17 protein-coding genes are annotated in these 17,710 nt (G+C 60.1%); 2 read left to right on the forward strand and 15 right to left on the reverse strand.

Annotated elements, in window-relative coordinates; translation table 11 throughout:
- Positions 1–11 precede the first annotated feature (11 nt).
- The 8 genes from rbsC to potA all read right to left on the reverse strand — a co-directional run bounded on the left by rbsC (position 12) and on the right by potA (position 9,156).
- Positions 12–980 (reverse strand): ribose ABC transporter permease, encoded by a 969-nt coding sequence (gene rbsC, locus BN1123_RS07430; protein WP_042026171.1) that lies wholly within the window; start codon positions 978–980, stop codon positions 12–14.
- Complete coding sequence (gene rbsA / locus BN1123_RS07435) at positions 977–2,500, reverse strand: ribose ABC transporter ATP-binding protein RbsA (RefSeq protein ID WP_042026173.1); 1,524 nt, start codon at positions 2,498–2,500, stop codon at positions 977–979. The genes rbsC and rbsA overlap by 4 nt, the downstream gene beginning before the upstream one ends.
- 20 nt (positions 2,501–2,520) lie before the next feature.
- Positions 2,521–2,940 (reverse strand): D-ribose pyranase, encoded by a 420-nt coding sequence (gene rbsD / locus BN1123_RS07440; protein ID WP_042026174.1) that lies wholly within the window; start codon positions 2,938–2,940, stop codon positions 2,521–2,523.
- Positions 2,941–3,334: 394 nt separating this feature from the next.
- Positions 3,335–4,966 carry a phosphoethanolamine transferase gene (locus BN1123_RS07445; protein WP_042026176.1) on the reverse strand — a complete coding sequence of 544 codons (1,632 nt, stop codon included), beginning with the start codon at positions 4,964–4,966 and terminating at the stop codon, positions 3,335–3,337.
- A gap of 227 nt (positions 4,967–5,193) precedes the next feature.
- The gene (locus BN1123_RS07450; protein WP_042026178.1) at positions 5,194–6,261 is read right to left on the reverse strand and encodes an extracellular solute-binding protein; all 1,068 of its coding nucleotides are present in this window, start codon (positions 6,259–6,261) and stop codon (positions 5,194–5,196) included.
- A gap of 147 nt (positions 6,262–6,408) precedes the next feature.
- A complete protein-coding gene (gene potC, locus BN1123_RS07455; protein ID WP_042026179.1) occupies positions 6,409–7,173 on the reverse strand; it encodes a spermidine/putrescine ABC transporter permease PotC in 765 nt (254 codons plus the stop codon).
- On the reverse strand, positions 7,170–8,066 hold the full coding sequence (gene potB / locus BN1123_RS07460) for a spermidine/putrescine ABC transporter permease PotB (protein WP_042026180.1): 897 nt from the start codon (positions 8,064–8,066) through the stop codon (positions 7,170–7,172). Before potB ends, potC begins: the two co-directional genes overlap by 4 nt.
- Positions 8,053–9,156, reverse strand: coding sequence for a spermidine/putrescine ABC transporter ATP-binding protein PotA (gene potA, locus BN1123_RS07465; RefSeq protein WP_042026181.1), 1,104 nt, complete (start codon positions 9,154–9,156; stop codon positions 8,053–8,055). The genes potB and potA overlap by 14 nt, the downstream gene beginning before the upstream one ends.
- Before the next feature lie 193 nt (positions 9,157–9,349).
- On the opposite strand from potA, the gene BN1123_RS07470 reads away from it, so the two are divergent.
- Together BN1123_RS07470 and BN1123_RS07475 are read left to right on the forward strand one after the other, a co-directional pair.
- Complete coding sequence (locus BN1123_RS07470) at positions 9,350–10,093, forward strand: DUF2189 domain-containing protein (RefSeq protein WP_042026182.1); 744 nt, start codon at positions 9,350–9,352, stop codon at positions 10,091–10,093.
- A gap of 16 nt (positions 10,094–10,109) precedes the next feature.
- Complete coding sequence (locus tag BN1123_RS07475) at positions 10,110–10,796, forward strand: DUF2987 domain-containing protein (RefSeq protein ID WP_042026183.1); 687 nt, start codon at positions 10,110–10,112, stop codon at positions 10,794–10,796.
- A gap of 93 nt (positions 10,797–10,889) precedes the next feature.
- Here BN1123_RS07475 and ttcA read toward each other — a convergent pair whose 3' ends face one another.
- The 7 genes from ttcA to BN1123_RS07510 form a co-directional block, all read right to left on the reverse strand.
- A complete protein-coding gene (gene ttcA / locus BN1123_RS07480; protein ID WP_042026184.1) occupies positions 10,890–11,798 on the reverse strand; it encodes a tRNA 2-thiocytidine(32) synthetase TtcA in 909 nt (302 codons plus the stop codon).
- A gap of 67 nt (positions 11,799–11,865) precedes the next feature.
- Positions 11,866–12,813 (reverse strand): universal stress protein UspE, encoded by a 948-nt coding sequence (gene uspE, locus BN1123_RS07485; RefSeq protein WP_026458104.1) that lies wholly within the window; start codon positions 12,811–12,813, stop codon positions 11,866–11,868.
- A 138-nt stretch (positions 12,814–12,951) separates the two neighbouring features.
- Positions 12,952–13,707, reverse strand: coding sequence for an FNR family transcription factor (locus BN1123_RS07490; RefSeq protein ID WP_026458105.1), 756 nt, complete (start codon positions 13,705–13,707; stop codon positions 12,952–12,954).
- A 68-nt stretch (positions 13,708–13,775) separates the two neighbouring features.
- A complete protein-coding gene (locus tag BN1123_RS07495; RefSeq protein WP_042026185.1) occupies positions 13,776–14,462 on the reverse strand; it encodes a sulfite exporter TauE/SafE family protein in 687 nt (228 codons plus the stop codon).
- Positions 14,446–14,634, reverse strand: coding sequence for a cbb3-type cytochrome oxidase assembly protein CcoS (gene ccoS, locus BN1123_RS07500; protein ID WP_042026186.1), 189 nt, complete (start codon positions 14,632–14,634; stop codon positions 14,446–14,448). The genes BN1123_RS07495 and ccoS overlap by 17 nt, the downstream gene beginning before the upstream one ends.
- Before the next feature lie 129 nt (positions 14,635–14,763).
- On the reverse strand, positions 14,764–17,148 hold the full coding sequence (locus BN1123_RS07505; protein WP_042026187.1) for a heavy metal translocating P-type ATPase: 2,385 nt from the start codon (positions 17,146–17,148) through the stop codon (positions 14,764–14,766).
- 3 nt (positions 17,149–17,151) lie between these two features.
- Positions 17,152–17,640 carry a FixH family protein gene (locus BN1123_RS07510; RefSeq protein WP_042026188.1) on the reverse strand — a complete coding sequence of 163 codons (489 nt, stop codon included), beginning with the start codon at positions 17,638–17,640 and terminating at the stop codon, positions 17,152–17,154.
- Positions 17,641–17,710: the final 70 nt, after the last annotated feature.

A 17,710-nucleotide genomic window follows, 5' to 3' on the forward strand; every position in this document is an offset into this window, starting at 1 on the left:
GGCTAGTGTTATCAACGGTTGCTTTTGTTATCGATCATCACGGCAAGCAAGATCACGCTGGCCTTGGCGATCATCTGGTAATAGGAGCTGACATCGAGCAGGTTGAGAGCGTTGTTGAGGAAACCGATGATGAGGGCACCGATCAGCGTTCCCATGATGCGCCCCTTGCCCCCCATAAGGCTGGTACCACCCAGCACCACGGCGGCGATGGCATCCAGCTCGTAACCCATGCCGGCAGTCGGTTGGGCAGAGGAGAGACGGGAGGTGACGATAAGGCCGGCCAGGGCTGCCAGGGCGCCGCACAGACCATATACCGCGAGCTTCACCCGATCCACATTGATGCCGGAGAGGCGGGTGGCGGACTCGTTGCCGCCCAGAGCATAGATGTAGCGACCCAGGCGGGTGTGGTTGAGCATGAACCAGGCCAGCAGGAAGACGATGGCCATCAACCAGATGGGGACCGGCAGGCCGAACAGGTAGCCGGTACCGAGCCAGGCGAAGTGATCGGCGCCATCGCTAAAACCGGTGGAGATGGGGCGACCTTCGGTGTAGACCATGGTCACGCCACGCAGGGCGGTCATGGTGACCAGGGTGGCGATGAAGGCCTGCACCTTGCCCTTGGCGATGATGAGACCGCTGATCCCGCCGAGCAGGGTGCCGGCGATCAGGGTGAAGGGGATCACCATCCAGATTGGCAGATCCATGGCCACCATGCTGGCCGCCAGGGCGCCGCACAGGGCCAGCACCGAGCCGACCGACAGATCAATACCCCCGGTCAGGATAACCAGCGTCATGCCGACCGCGATGATGGCGTTGACCGAGGTCTGGCGCAGGATGTTGAGCAAGTTGTCGGCGGTGAAGAAGTTGGGGCTCAGGAAGGAGACCACGCCGATCAGCACCAGCAGGGCGACCAGGGATTTGTTCTCGATCCACCATGCCTTGCTCATGACGCCGCGGCGGGGAAGGGTTTGGGTTGTCATTGTGCTGCCTCTTGCTCTGCTTGCCACTGTTTACCGACTGCCGCCGCCATCAGTTTCTCCTGATTGGCGTCCCGGGTATTGAACTCTGCGCTGATGCGCCCTTCGTGCATCACCATGATGCGATCGCTCATGCCGAGTACTTCCGGCATCTCGGAGGAGACCAGAATGATGCTCATCCCCTCCTTCTTGAACTGGTTGATGAGCTGGTAGATCTCCTTCTTGGCCCCCACGTCCACGCCGCGGGTCGGTTCGTCCAGGATGAGGACCTTGGGCCTTGTCAGCAGCCCCTTGGCGATGGCCACCTTCTGCTGGTTGCCGCCGGAGAGCAGCTTGATGAGCTGTTCACTGCTGGGGGTCTTGATGTTGAACAGGCGCACATAGTCGCTCACCGCCTGACGCTCGGCCTGGCCGTCGATGCGCCCGCCCTTGTTGAACTCGTCGAGGGCGCACAGGCTCATGTTCTCGCGCACCGACAGTTCCAGCACCAGGCCGTCACCCTTGCGATCCTCGGAGATGTAGGCGATGCCGGCCTTGAGGCCATCGGCAGGGCTCTTGGGGCGCAGCGGGTTGCCATCGATGCGGATCTCGCCATTGTGGATGGGGCTGGCGCCATAGATGAGCTTCATCAGCTCGGTGCGGCCGGAACCCATCAGGCCGCTAAAGCCAAGGATCTCCCCCTGGCGCAGGGAGAAACTCACCCCGCGCACGCCGGGGCCGGCAAGATCTTTCACCTGCAGGCTGACCGGGCCGAGCTCGCGCACCAGACGCGGGTACTGCTCCTCCAGTCGGCGGCCCACCATCATCTCGATGATCTTGTCTTCATCGAGCTCGCTTACTGCCTTCTCGCCGATCCATTTGCCATCGCGCAGCACTGTGACCCGGTCGCAAATTTCGAAGATCTCCTTCAAGCGGTGGGAGATATAGACGATGCCGCAGCCCTGCTCACGCAGCTCGCGGATGACCTTGAACAACTGCTCGGTTTCGGTGTCGGTCAGGGCATCGGTGGGTTCGTCCATGATGATGACGCTGGCATCAAACGACAGCGCCTTGGCGATCTCCACCATCTGCTGTTCACCGATGGAGAGATCCCCGAGTCGGGTATCCGGGCCGTGCTTGACCCCGAGACGAGCAAGCAGGCTGGCGGCACGTTCGCGCAGCTGCTTGTGGTCGATATTGCCAAAGCGGGCGCGCGGTTCGCGGCCAAGGAAGATGTTGGCGGCAATGGAGAGCTCCGGCAGCAGGTTCAGCTCCTGGTGGATGATGCTGATCCCCTGATCCTGGGAGTCGCGGGGCCCTTTGAAGTGAACCGGCTGGCCGCGATAACTGATGCTGCCACTGTCGGCCTGATAGATGCCGGTCAGCACCTTCATCAGGGTGGACTTGCCGGCGCCGTTTTCGCCGAGCAGGGCCATTACCTGACCCGGGTAGACCTTGAGGCCTGCCTCATCGAGCGCCCGCACGCCGGGGAAGGTCTTGACGATCCCGGTGAGCGACAGAATGGGCGAGGGGGTTGTACTCATGGCTGATTCCTTGAAAGGGCTTAAAACGCCACACCGGCGCAGAGGATCAGGTTGGCGTAGGGGGTCACCTCGCCACTGCGCACAATGGCCTTGCTCTGGCGAGTGCGGGCCTTGAATGCTTCGTGCAGGCAGTATTCGATGGTGATGGGTTTGCCCTGGCTGATGGCGTGGGCCTCGATCTGCTCAAGCAGTGCCTGGTGAGCATCGGGGCTGATCTGCTTGATCTCGCTCGCCATGATCACCTTCTCCACCACCAGATCGGTGAGCAGGGCGCCCAGCACTGTCTCAAGGCTGGGGGTGCCCGCCATCAGCGCCAGATCGATGCGCTCGGGGCCTGCCGGGATGGGCAGGCCCGCATCGCACACGGTGATCTCGTCGGTGTGCCCCATCTGTGCCACCAGGGCACTCAGGGGGGCATTGAGCAGTACGCCTCGTTTCATACAGCACCTCGTCAGGTCTTGGCCTGTCCATCTGTTTTTGTCTGAAGCAACCGGTTACGCAACCGGTTGCGTGATAGCGCAAAGATAGGCCTTTCGAGTGCCAAGAGCCATCCCGATGGGGCAAAAATGTGAAAACGATCTCAAAGGTGTCAACAGAAAGGGCGGCAAGGGTGCCAGCAGAGGCCAAGCTTCCTGATGGATGCTGCTCCGTTGGCGAAGGGCTGGATAACTGGCGTGCAGGTTAACCCGCCCTGATGGTTATGGAATTGACAGTGCCCAATTGCCTTGCAAGCCAAGCGAGTCAGACCCCGTGTTGTGTCGCCAAGGTTTCCCGCTCACTTTCTTGCAAATGAACGAAGCGATGGAAAGGGCGGCAGTGCAGATGCAGAGAGGCTCAGGGCGCCTGCGTCGTTCGGCAGGGACTGAAAATATCGAGACGCTTGTCATAGACGGTCGTCTTGACGTCCCAGATCCCCAGCATGGACGAGAACAGATTGTCATGGGAGTAGGGGGTGGCGTTGGCATTTTTCTGCAGGCAGCGGATGTTCAGCTTCTTCTCCTTGATGAAGCCTGGCGACATCCAGATCTGCATCGGTATGCGAGTCTGTTCATCGGGGGCGATCCGGTACGGGGCCGAGTGCAGATAGAGCCCCATTTCACCGAGGGATTGGCCGTGATCCGATAGGTAGATCAGCGCCGTGTTGTACTTCTCTTCATACTGCTTGAGTCTGGCGATCAGCCGGGCAACCACCAGGTCGGCATAGCGGATGGTGTTGTCATAGGTATTGACCAGCTGCTCGGTCGTGCAGTTCTCGATGTCGCTGCGCGGACAGTCCGGCACAAACTTGCGCTGCTCACTGGGGTAGCGCTTGTAGTAGGTGGGGCCATGGCTGCCGAGCAGGTGAAAGGCGAGCATCTTGTCCCCCTTCATGTTGGCCACCTCATCATCCAGCCCCTGCAACAGTACCTCGTCGTAACAGGTGTCGCCCTTGCACAGAGTGGGATTGGTCGTGGGCTGGATCTGGATATTCGGGACCCGATCACAGACCCCTTTGCAGTTGCTGTTGTTGTCCTTCCAGTAGATGGAGATGCCTGCCTTTTGCAATACGTCCAGCAGTCCCTCGCTGTTTCGGGCCAGATTGCCGTCAAACTCCTCGCGCCCCATGTTGGAGAACATGCAGGGGACCGACACGGCAGTCGCTGTGCCACAAGAGCGCATCTGCCTGAAGGAGATGACGCCACCTGCCTTGCTGGTAAAGGGATTGGTCTCCCTGGCATAGCCATTCATCGAGTAGTTTTTGCTGCGGGCGGCTTCCCCCAATACCAGAAACATCAGGGTAGGTTTGGCCGAGCTGGCCGTCCGTTTGGCATCATCTCCCAGGGTCGTGAAGGGGGTGGGCTCGACCAGAAAGCGCTTGTAGATAAATTTGGTGGTGCTGTTGACGACGTTGGCCGGCACGATTTCACGCTTGAGGCTCGAATTGTTGCGACCCACCGAGACGTAATCCTGATAATAGAGTGCGGCAATAGCTGTCACTATGGCCAGGGAGACCAGCATGGAGAGGGCACGAGCGAGGAGGCCTTTGTACCAGCGGTTGGCATAGTTGATCTTGATGAAAAACAGGCCGATCGCGGGGAGGATGCCGGTCACCGTCACCCAGGCGACGATGGGCGCACTGACATAGGCCAGGGCTTCGCTCTGGTTGGTCTCGAAGACGTTCTGGATCATGGTCTGATCAAACTGGACGCCATATTTGAGCATGGTGTAACTGGCAATGGCGCTGATGACGAAGAGGAGCGCGAAGAAGGGCTTGAGCAGATAGCGGATGGAGAATGGCACAAACACGAAGTTGAGCGCTGCGACCAGCAGGATAGGGAGCGAGATGACAAAGCCCGTCTTGACGCGCTCCAGCTGGGAGAGAATGTCATAGAGATGCAGCCAGATGGGCCAGTTGAACAGGCATGCAAACACGACCGCCAGCAGGGCAATGAAGGGGACCACTCTTGTTTCCATCACAAAGGGCATACAGGCATCCTGATCGCAGATGGTGAAAATGGAATTCACGACAATGGCAGCGGCATATCACTTGGCAAGGTTGCCAATTTTCAGTGAATGACGCTGTGGATTACCGATATACGAAGTGGTTTATGAATGTGGCGTTAACGCTGGCATTGCTTGCCTGTGGCGCACTGCATGGCAGATTTGGCAGGACAACAACATAAAAACCCCCGGCGTGGCCGGGGGCAATGGACTTAATTGGCGTTGGCCACCATGGCCTTGAGCTGCAGGAAATACTGCTCGTAGAGCTGGGAGGCGTCCCCCACATCGGACTGGAACACCCCTTTTTGCTTGGTCTCGTCGCTTGGGAAGACCATGGCATTGTTTCGAAACTCGGGAGAGAGCAGGGGGATGGCATCCTTGACCGGGGTCGGGTAGCCGATGGTTTCGGCCACTTTGGCAGCCACGTCCGGACGCATCAGGAAGTTGATGAGGGCGTGGGCCTCTTTCACGTGCTTGGCCTTGGCGGGAATGGCTAGGTTGTCCATCCACAGTACGGCACCTTCCTCCGGATAAGTCATCTTGATGGCCGGGTATTCGCGCTGGGCGCCGTAGGCAGAGCCGTTCCACAGCATGCCGATGTTCACTTCACCGGCGATGAAGGGGTCGGCCGGGTTGTCGGAGTTGAACGCCTTGACGTTGGGCATCAGTTTTTTCAGGTACTCGAACGCCTCGGCGATCTGGGCCTTGTCCTGGGTGTTGGGGCTGTAGCCCAGCTGAACCAGGGCGATATGGAACACCTCGCGGGCGTCATCCATCAACAGCAGGCTTTCTTTCCACTCCGGTGCCCACAGCTGCTTCCAACGGGTGATGGGTTCGCTAATCATCTCGCTGTTGACGCCGATGCCGGTGGCGCCCCAGATATAGGGGACAGAGTAGCGGTTATCCGGGTCGTACTCGTGGTTGAGCAGGGTGGGGTCCAGGTGCTTGAAGTTGGGCAACTGGGCACGGTCGAGGGGTTGCAGCATCCCCTCCTTGGCCATCTTGGAGATGAAGTAGGTGCTCGGCACCACCACATCGTAGCCGTCGCCATGGGTCTTCAGCTTGGCGTAGAGGGTCTCATTGGATTCATAGGTGGAGTAGATCACCTTGATGCCGGTCTCTTGCTGGAACTGCTCCAGCAGACCGTCCGGTACGTATTCCGACCAGTTGTAGAAGTAGACCACCTTGTCTTCGCTGGCCTGTACCGGCGTGCTCAGCAGCGGGGCGGAGAGGGTGAGGGCGGCGGCCATCATGGCGCCCGCCTTGTACTTGATTGTCATCAGAAACTCCTTGAGGTAATGGGGCCTTGCGGCCCACCGTGACAGAGTTCGCCTGCGCCAGCGGTGTTGCTGCGTGACGCCGTCATGTGGCGAAAAGGGGCTGCGCCGGGGCGCAGCAAACAAGCCGAGCAAACGGGCAGGCTATGCCTACCGCTTGCGCAGTAACAACTGGGCGACCAGCACCATCCCCAGTGAGGCGATGAGCATCAGGGTGGCCAGGGCGTTGACCTCGGGGGAGACCCCCACCTTGACCATGGAGTAGATCTTGAGGGGCAGGATCTCGTAGGCCGGTCCGGTGACAAAGGAGCTCACCACCACGTCGTCCAGGGACAGGGTGAAGGAGAGTAGCCAGCCCGCCATCACCGCCGGCAGGGCCAGCGGCAATATGATCCGGCGAAAGATGATCCCCTCGCCAGCCCCCAGATCCCGGGCCGCCTCCAGCATCCGCACATCGAAGCCGCACAGCCGCGAGTAGACGGTGATGACCACGAAGGGCAGGCAGAAGGTGATGTGAGCGATGAGCAGGGACCAGAAACCCAGGGCAACGCCGGTAGCCACGAACAGGGTGAGCAGCGAGATGGCCATCACGATGTCCGGGGACATCATCACCACGAACAGCATGCCGCTGACGTACTGCTTGCCCCGGAAGCGATAGCGAAACAGCGCCACTGCGGTGAGGGTGCCGATCAGGGTGGCCGACGTGGCGCTAAGGGCGGCGATGGTCAGGGAGTGCTGGGCCGCCTGCATCAGGCTGGCGCTGGCGAAGAGCTTCTCGTACCAGCTCCAGGTAAAGCCGCGCCAGTCGATGCCGTACTTGGAGAGGTTGAAGGAGTTGGCGATCAGCACCCCTATGGGGACATAGAGGTAGGTGAACACCAGCAGCAAAAATCCCGCTTTCAGTGCGCGCATCATGCCAGTTCCCCCTTCTTGCTCAGCAGTTTGCCCGCCCGCCAGTAGCAGTAGACCAACAGGGCCATCAGCACCGTCAGCATCACGCTGATGGCAGCGCCGAAGGGCCAGTCACGGCTGTTGAGGAACTGGGTCTTGATGAGGTTGCCGATCAGCAGGTGCTTGGCGCCGCCCAAGAGATCGGAGACATAGAACATCCCCATGGCGGGCAGAAATACCAGCAGGCAGCCTGCGATGATACCGGGCAGGGTGAGCGGCAGCACGATACGGTGCAGCCGCTGCCAGCCGTTTGCTCCCAGATCCCGCGCGGCTTCAAGCAGCCGGCCATCGAGCTTCTCGATGCTCGAATAGAGAGGCAGCACCATGAAAGGGAGCAGCACGTAAACCAGGCCTATGATAACGGCCACCTCGGTGTACATCATCTGCAATGGCCGCTCGATGAGTCCCAGATCCAGCAACCAGCCGTTGATGAGGCCACGGGTGCTGAGCAGCACCTTGAGGGCATAGGTGCGGATGAGGGAGTTGGTCCAGAAGGGGACCACCACCAGAAACAGCAGCAGGGGGCGAATGCGGCTCGGCAGATGGGCCAGCAGCCAGGCAAAGGGGTAACCCACCAGCAGACAGATGGCGGTGGCCACCAGCGCCAGCCACAGGGAGTGGAGCAGCACCTCAAAATAAAGGGGCTCCAGCAGTCGGCCATAGTTGCCCCAGGTGAAGATCGGGCTGATGAGGGCCGACTCGTCCCGGGTCAGGAAGCTGACCCCGAGGATCATCAGGTTCGGAAAGAAGACGAACAGGGTCAGCCAGCCGAGGATCAGCGCGATGGCCCCGTTGCGAAAACCGTTGTGGGCAAAGCTCAGGGGAGCCCGGCCGCGGCGTGAATTAGTGAGGTTCATAGGGCAGCACTACCTCCCAGCTGTCGACCCAGTGGATGGCCACCTCCTGGCCCAGCCGGTAGTCGAAATCCGGGTCATCCTCGTCGAAGAACTCCGAGATCAGCAGTTGCTTGCCGCTCTCGAGCTCGATCACCGAGTCCAGGGTTGCGCCCTTGTAGTTGCGCTCGCAGATCTTGCCTGCCAGTGCGCCAGCCTGATCGGCCCCGTTGTCGAGAATGCGCAGATCTTCGGGGCGCAGTAGCACCAGTACCTTGTCGGCGGGATTGAAGGGCAGGGCGGTGTGGAGCAAGCATTCACGCCCTTCCACCTCGGCGCGCCAGACGCCGGGTTCGCTCTGGCTGATCAGGGTGCCATCCATCACGTTGATCTCGCCGATGAAGCGGGCAACGAACAGGTTGGCCGGAGATTCGTAGATGTCGCGCGGGGTGCCGCGCTGGATGATGTTGCCTCCCTCCATCACCAGGATGCGGTCGGACATGATGAGTGCCTCTTCCTGATCATGGGTGACGAAGACGAAGGTGATGCCGAGGCGGCGCTGCAGTGCTTTCAGTTCGGTCTGCATCTGCTTGCGCAGCTTGTAGTCGAGGGCCGAGAGAGATTCATCGAGCAGCAGCAGGCGTGGCTTGTTGACCACGGCGCGGGCGATGGCAACCCGTTGCTGCTGACCGCCAGAGAGCTGATCCGGACGGCGGTTGGCCAGATCGGAGAGCTGCACCATGGCCAGGGTCTCCTCGACCCGCTGGCGGATTTCGCTTGCCGGTACCTTCTGCATCTCGAGGCCAAAGGCGACGTTTTCGAACACCGTCATATGGGGAAAGAGCGCATAGCTCTGAAACACGGTATTGATGTGTCTGTGTTCGGCGGGAATGTGGGTGATCTCGTCCCCGGCCAAGTGGATGGTGCCACCGTCTACCGATTCGAGCCCGGCCAGCAGGCGCAGCAAGGTAGTCTTGCCACAGCCGGAGGGACCCAGCAGCGTGAGGAATTCCCCGTCATAAATATCAAGGTCAAGGTCATTGAGAATCACCTTGCCATCGTAGTGTTTGCTGATCTTGTTCAGCGCGACAATTACCTGTTGGTTTTTCATCATCCGCCAGTCTCACCCCAGCCAGTGGCCATCGTGTTGAAAGAAGGGTCGCATTCTATTGCAGCCGACACATGAAATTAAAGGCTTTTTAGCCCGAACAGGACAGGAAAAACGGCTACGAATACCAGATCAAACCGCTATAATGTGCCACCTGATTCGTTCGTTTTCGATGTTGGATAGTCAATTGAGTAACAAAATGCGTATTGGTGGCTCCCTGGAGCAGTCCCTGAGCCAGGGTTATCGCCTCGATTTGAAAGGGGTGATCCAGGAGGGGTGGCAACAGACCCGCCGCACCGGATTTGGCCTGCTGCTGGCCATCGTCGGGGTCACGGCAATCTGGATCCTGCTCAGCAACATCTTGCTGGTGCCCTATATCGGTGACGATACGCAGATGAACGTGGCCATGGTGCTGAGCCTGCTCATTACCGTCATCATGGCACCCATGACCAGCGCGCTGGACATGCTGGGGCTGCAGCAGTCGGTGGGGGTACGTGCCAGGGCCAACCAGGTGTTCGACTTTTTTCGCCACTTCGTACGCCTCGGCATGCTGAGCCTGCTCGGCAGCGTGCTCACCAGCCTGTTTGGCCCGCTGTTCGAGCTGGTCGGCTTGCCGGTGGTGTTCTCTTTTGTACCTTCTGCCCTCATCGGCATGGGCCTTATCTTCACCGTGCCCCTGGTGCTGGAGCGCGGATTGACGCCGGTGCAGGCCATTGTGGTCTCCCTGCGGTTGTTTGTGCGAGGCTGGCCCAGCCTGGTGCTGTTTCATGGCGTCATGGCGGCGCTGCTGTTTCTCGCCCTGCTCCCCATGGGGTTGGGACTTATCTGGATGGCCCCTCTCTACTTCAACTGCAAGGGGATCCTCTATCGGGATCTGTGCGGCGTGGCAGTAGAGGTCAATGAAGTGACCGAACGGGAAGGGCCCGATCATTTCAACGCATGATGCATAAGGATATTGAATGACCTGTCGCAATGGAGTGACCTCGGCGTTGCGCCGCGCCCTGCTGGCAAGCCTCTTGCTGCCGGGGCTGGCGGTGGCGGCACCTACGCTGGATCTGCAATACAGCACCTTCAACAGCCAGATGAAGAGTGTGGCCAAGGGGGATTTCGGTCATGCCAGGTTGGGATTTTATCTGACCGATCCGCAAAATGGCCGGCGCTGTACTCTGACCTCGGCCCGGGTGTCGACGCCGGACAGGGATGTAGCCGCCGAGGTAACGGTGGACAGCGAACTGCGCCTGCCTTTTGACGGGGATCTCAATCTCGACAAGGCCACTGTGGTGGTGGAGCTGCAAGAGCCCCATACCAGCTGTGACATGGCGGTACAGGTGATGGCCGATGCGCCGGCAGGCAGCCAGTTTCCGGTAGCGGAGATTGCCACTCGCCAGCAGCAGATGCAGCAGTTGCTCGACAAGATGGCGGGCATGGTGGGCAAGTATTTCCTGCCGGCCATGGAGGGGGTGCACATCGCGTTGGTCGAACCGAGCGGAACCGCCTATCTCATCGAGGGGGCCCGTCAGGAGGCGTTGCCCTGGCAAGATGGTCAGCTGCAGTTGAACAAGGCACAGCTTGCCGATTTTGCGGGCGGCACCTTGCGTCTGCAGGGGGAGGTGCTGCGACTGACCCCCTGGTTGCGCAAGGAGTAACGGGGCAGAGCCAGCCACACGGATAGAAAAAAGGAGCGACGGGTCGCTCCTTTTTCATTGCTGTTGATTATTGCTGTTTTGGCAGCAGAGGGTTTAGCGCACCTCAATCACATCCAGCATGTCCATCTCGTCGATGTCGAGGTGAGGCACCTTCGGCATCTCGGGGGGATCAAACGCCTTGTCGCCGCCATCTATGATGCCGGAGTCGCGGTTGATGCTCTTGAAGTCAAACAGCTTGTGATCGAGCAGGTGGCTCGGGATCACGTCCTGAATGGCGGTGAACATGGTCTCGATGCGACCCGGGAAGCGGCGATCCCAATCCTGCATCATCTGCTTGATGGCCTGGCGCTGCAGGTTCTCCTGGGAGCCGCACAGGTTGCAGGGGATGATGGGGAAGGCCTTGACGTCCGCATAGCGGATCAGGTCTTTTTCCTTGCAGTAGGCCAGCGGGCGGATCACCACGTTCTTGCCATCATCGCTCACCAGCTTGGGCGGCATGGACTTGAGCTTGCCGCCGTAGAACATGTTGAGGAACAGGGTCTCGAGGATGTCGTCACGGTGATGGCCCAGGGCAATCTTGGTGCAGCCCAGCTCCTGGGCGGTGCGATAGAGGATGCCGCGACGCAGGCGCGAGCAGAGCGAGCAGGTGGTCTTGCCCTCGGGAACCTTCTCCTTGACGATGGAGTAGGTGTCCTCTTCGACGATCTTGTACTCGATGCCGAGAGTGTCGAGGTATTCCGGCAGGACGTGCTCGGGGAAGCCGGGCTGCTTCTGATCCAGGTTGACGGCGACCAGATCGAAATGGATGGGGGCACTGGCTTTCAGGTTCATCAGTATGTCGAGCATACCAAAGCTGTCCTTGCCGCCGGACAGACACACCATCACCTTGTCACCCTCTTCAATCATGTTGAAGTCGGCAATGGCCTGACCCACGTTGCGCCGCAGGCGCTTTTGCAGTTTGTTGAAACTGTATTTTTCTTTGGCGTTCAGCTCTTCTAGCATGCTCGTAAAACCCGGGACACAAATAAGCGCGTTATTATAGCCATGTCCCGGGGGAGGGCAAGGTGCCTTATGCCTGATTACGGCGGCTGTCCACCGGGCAGCTGTAATCGGCCGGTTTGAGGATCAGGATGTCGCACGGCAGCCTGTCCACCACATGCTCGGCGGTGTTGCCAAGCAGGGCGGCCGAGAGGCCGGTACGGCCGACGCACCCCATGATCATCAGGTTGGCATTGAGCTCTTCTGCCATGTCCGGCAGCACCTCTTCGGGCAGGCCTTCCGCGACCCGGGTCCAGAGGTGGCCGATCCCGAACTTGTCGGCGTGGCTCAGCAGCAGGTTTTCGTGATGCTTGCGGATCGCCTCGTTGTAGGCTTTGGGATCAAACTCCGGCAGTTCGATGGCCACGTTGACCGGCGTGCCAGGGTAGGTGTTGACCAGATAGAGGTTGGCCCCCAGCAGTTCGGCGATGTCTGTGCCCTCCTGGGTGATCCGCTCGTTGAGTACCTTCTGATCGGGGTCGTCGCTCGAGCAGTTGATGGCGGCGATGATGTTGCCGCCACGCTGCCAGTGCCCTTCTTTCACCAGCAGCACCGGGCAGGGGCATTTGCGCAGCAGGTGCCAGTCGGTGGGAGTAAAGATGAAGGTTTGCAGGAAACTGTGATGGTGGGTGGCCTTGACCACCAGATCGTGGCGCTGCTCCAGCACCTCCTGAATGACGCACTCGAAGGGACGGTTGTGCCAGACCACTTTCACCTCGCAGGTGATCCCTTTTTCCCGGTAGGGAGTCAGGATCTCGTCCAACCACTCCTGGCGCTGGGAAATGACACCGTGGCGCATCTCTTCCCGCTCCTCCGCCGACAACATGGCGGTCATCTCGTACGAGAAGTCATAGATGGTGAGCAGCAGGGTCAGATGGGCATTGTTGTCCAGCTCGGCGATCTTGACCGCCCGTTCGAGAGCGATTTGCCGCTCTTCTTCGGGGTTGATAACCACCAGAATGTTCTGATATTTGACCATCTTCTCCTCCTTGGAAAATACCAATGTCAGCAGGACTTTAGCATTTACAGCTTAGCGCAGGAGGCAGGTGGCGGTCGTGTGCCGGATCAAATTCCAGAGGAAAGGATCCGGCAGAGGAGAGGGGAAAAAGCGGGGAGATCAGCCGCAGGTCGGACGGGTGGCGCCAGCCATCTGGCCGAGTGCCGCGTGATCGAGCACGGTAATGTACTTGCCCTTGACGCTGATAAGACCGGACTTCTGGAAGCGGCCAAGCAGACGGCTGATGGTCTCGACGGTGAGGCCCAGATAGTTGCCGATGTCGCCCCGGGTCATGGAGAGACGGAACTCCTTGGCGGAAAAACCGCGCTCGGAGAAGCGTACCGACAGGTTGTGCAGAAAGGCTGCCAGTCGCTCTTCGGCATTCTTCTTGGAGAGCAACAGGATCATCTCCTGATCGCCCATGATTTCGTTGCTCATCAGTCGCATGATCTGCTGACGCAGCTTGGGCATCTTGCCGGAGAGATCGTCAAGTACTTCGAACGGGATCTCGCACACCATGGCGGTTTCCAGCGCCTGGGCGAAGGAGGGGTGAGCCTGTTTGTGGATGGCATCGAAGCCGACCAGATCACCAGCTAGATGGAAGGCGGTGATCTGCTCATCCCCTTGCTCTGTGATGGTGTAGGACTTGATGGTCCCGGAACGGATGGCGTAGAGAGACTTGAACTCGTCGCCGGCCTTGAACAGCTCTTCACCCTTCTGGATCGGCTTCTTGCGCTCGATGATGCTGTCGAGCTGATCCAGCTCGTTGTCGTTCAGGGTAAAGGGAATGCAGAGCTGACTGATACTGCAGTCCTGGCAATGAATTGCACAGCCACCGCTCTGGATACGTCTGCCAGGTTTCTTTTCCGGGATCATAGGCTCATACGAATAATTGATTTATATCAAACAAGTTTACCATCAACTCATCCGTTTTGGATAGGGTTTCAAAAGGATGCAATGCCAACCCACAGGGTGTGAACCCCATAAAAAATGAGCAACAGGGCGCCCCCAAGGCGCAAACTGCGCAGGGTCAGCCAGTAGCGCAGCCGATCTGCGAGCCCCCCCAGAGCAAACAGGGTAGGCAGGGTGCCCAGCCCAAACGCAAGCATGATGAGAGCGCCGCCGCTGGCCGAGCCCGCCGCCGCGCTCCAGGTCAGCATGGAGTAGACCAGCCCGCAGGGCAGCCAGCCCCAGACCATGCCAAAAGGCAGCGCCTGCAGGGGGGAGGTAAAGGGCAGAAACTTGCCCGCCAGCGGTTTGATGTGGGGCCAGAGTCTGGCGCCCATGCGTTCGAGCAGCAAAATGCCTTGCCACCAGCCTGCCAGATAGAGGCCGAGGGCGATCATCAAGAGAGCCGCGATGAGCCGCAGTCCGGCGATGGCGTGTTTGCCAGCCCCAAGCTCGCTGGTGGTGGCCAGCAAGCCCCCCACCAGAGCACCGGCAATCACATAGCTGAGGATCCGGCCCAGGTTGTAGTTGAGCAGATAAGCGAGGCGTCCCCAGAAGTGCTGTTTGTCGGCCGGGATAGCCATGGCAAGGGCCGCCGAGACACCGCCGCACATGCCGATGCAGTGTGCCGAGCCCGCCAGTCCCACCAGCAGGGCTCCCAGAAGATCAAGATTGTGCGTCATCTGGGCTGTGCTTGGTTGATTTCTGGGCAGGTTGGTCCTCATCAAACAGGATGTTGGAGCCCTGTCTGTCGAGGTCCTCAAACTGTTCGGAGCGAATGGCCCAGAAGAAGACGACCCCGGCGATGATCACAAACAGGATGGCGATGGGGATCAGGACAAAAATGATGTTCATGGTCTCTACCTTGGCAAATGCCTCCTTGGCGACTGAGCCCCATGGTAACCCCGTTCGGGTCGCCGGCCAGTCGCCACGGGTCAAAAATGTGGCCTGCGTCGGTGACAGGCCATCGAGTCAATGGTCATGTCAGCGATTGAGGCGCATGGAGTTGGTGACCACGATGAGGGAGCTCAAGGACATACCGGCCGCCGCCAGATAGGGGGGCAACCAGCCGCTGGCGGCCAGCGGCAACACCAGCAGGTTGTAGCCGATGGACCAGGCAAAGTTCTCGATGATGATCTTGCGGGTGCGCAGGGCCAGCGTCCTGGCGTCCAGCAGACGATGCAGATCGTCGGCCAGCAGGATGGCATCGGCGCTGTTTTTGGCCAGGTCCGTGCCGCCCGCCATGGCGAACGAGGCATGAGCCCCGGACAGCACTGGAGCATCGTTGATGCCGTCACCCACCATGATGCTGATCTCACCGTCAGCCTCCCGTCCCTTGAGGTAGGCGAGCTTGCCATCGGGGGTGACACCCTTGATCAGCTCGTCCACGCCAAGCTCACGGGCTATTTCATCGGCCTGGGCCGAACTGTCGCCGGTGAGGATGGTGGTCTGCAAACCGGCCGCCTTGAAGGCGGCGATGAGTGCCTTGGCGTCGGGGCGCAGGGTATCTTCCAGCTCGAAGCGGGCCAGGATCTGGCGCTCGTCGGCCAGATAGATGGCGAGGCCGCGGGGGCTGACGAGGTCATCGCCCAGTCCCAGCCAGCCAGCGCTGCCGATGCGATAGGGCACCCCATCGACAATCCCGGTGACACCGTGGCCGATGACGGGAGTGATGTCGCTCGCATGAGGCAGCAGGGCGATGCCATCGGCCGGCAGGCGGAAAGCGCGGGCGATGGGATGTTCGGACTGTGCCTCCAGGGCGCGGGCGATGGCAAGACAGGTGTCGCTGTCGAGATCCCCCAGCACCTGGGTGCGGCAGAGGCGAATTTCCCCCGTGGTCAGGGTGCCCGTCTTGTCCATCACCACCCGGTTGGCTTTGGTCAGCACGTCCAGCACGTGACCGCGACGCAGCAGTATGCCGGAGCGGGTGAGGTGAGCCGTGGCCGAGGTGAGTGCGGTGGGGGTGGCCAGCGACAGGGCGCAGGGGCAGGTGGCGACCAGCACCGCCAGGGTGATCCAGAATGCCTGCTCCGGCTGGTGAAAATGCCAGAAGGTCCACACCAGGGCCGCGATGATGAGCAGCACCAGAATGAAGTGGCGCGACAGCACATCGGCCATCTGGGCGATGGCGGGCTTGTCGTCAAGAGCGTGATCCTGCAGGCGCATGATCTGGGCGATCCGCGACTCCTCGATACGATGGCTGACCCGGATCTCGAGGGGGGCATCGGTATTGATGGTACCGGCATAGACCTGATCCCCATGCCCCTTGAGCAGCGGCAACTGTTCGCCGGTCAGCATGGACTCGTTGAGGCTGGCTTCCCCCCGCACTATGGTGCCGTCGGCCGGCAGGGTAGCGCCCGCCAGCACACGGACTCTGTCTCCTACTTGCAGGGTCTTGGCGGCGACCTCATGTTCACCTTCCTCGTCGATGCGGGTTGCCATGATGGGCACCAGTCGCGCCAGGTTGGAGCTCGACTCGGACGCCTTGCGTCTGGCCCTGAGTTCGAGAAAACGCCCCAGCAGCAGGAAGAAGACGAACATGGTGATGGAGTCGTAGTAGACCTCACCCGTGTTGAAGACGGTAGCCCACATGGAGGCGACAAAGGCGCCGATGAGGGCCAGGGATACCGACACATCCATCGAGAGGTGACCCTGCTTCAGGCTGCGCCAGGCGTTCACGTAAAAAGGCTGGGCCGAATAGATCATGATGGGGGTGGAGAGCAGCAGGCTTATCCACTTGAAGTAGACCATGAACTCCTCCTCCACGCTGATGAAGAAGTCCATGTAAAGGGCCACGGCGCACATCATTACCTGCATGGAGCCGAGCCCGGCAAGGGCCATCCGGAACATGTAGCGGCGCACCTCTTTGGCGTAAAGCGCCTCTTGCTGATGGGTCTGGAAGGGGTAGGCGCGATAGCCAACCTTGACGAATCCCTTGAGGATGTCGCTTAAAGAGAGCTTGTCCGGATCCCACTTGATGCGGGCCCTGTGGGTGGTGGTGTTGACGTTGATGTAGCGCAGTCCGGGGAGGGTCATCAGGTGGCGTTCGATAAGCCAGGCACAGGCGGCGCAGGTGAGCCCCTCTACCGTCAGCTGGATCTCCCGCACGTTGCCGCTGTCGGTGACAAACTCCTGCTGCACCTCGGCCAGATCGTAGTGGGTGAGGGCGGCCAGCTCCTCGGGCACCAGATCCCCCTTGGCACCCGGCGCGGTGCGGTGATCGTAATAGCTGGCCAGGCCACACTCCATGATGGTTTCCGCCACCGCCTGGCAACCCGGGCAGCACATGGGGCGGACGATGCCCTTGATCTCGAGGGCATAGTGACTGTCGGCGGGAACCGGCTCGCCACAGTGAAAACAGCCGGTCATGGTTTAGCGTCCTTTGGGATCGAGTTCGACAGGGGCCTGAGTGGGCAGTTGAACCGTTTCTTGCAGTCGCCATTCGTGGTTGAAGGCATCGACCCTGAGGTGCCATTTACCGGTCAGGGGGCGTTCAAAGTGGAAGCGATAGGTGCCGCTGCCATCGGCGGTGATCAGGTGCTCGCTGTCCTGACCGGCCAGGGTGGGGTGGAACAGGGAGAGGTACAGCGCCTGTCCTGGCGGGATGTCGCCACTGAGCGGCTTGAGGGTCAGCTCCTGACCGTTGACCTCCAGCGCAAAGCGGATGTTGAGCGCCTCGGCCCGGTCAAACTTGCTCAGATCCTGATTGATCTCTTTCCCTTGTTTGTAATAGTCCTCTGCCACCAGATTTACTCCATCCTTGCTGGCGATGATGGCGGTGGCGATGCTGCCGACAACGGCTGCGGTGGGGAGGGCGATGATAAACCAGGGCCAGAATTGGCGATACCAGGGTCGGGTCATGATTGCTACTACCGTGAAACGAATGATTAACGAGGAGAATGGCTTTTACGCAACACAAGATAACAAAAAG

Source organism: Aeromonas enteropelogenes (assembly GCF_000819845.1).
GTDB classification, from domain to species: domain Bacteria; phylum Pseudomonadota; class Gammaproteobacteria; order Enterobacterales; family Aeromonadaceae; genus Aeromonas; species Aeromonas enteropelogenes.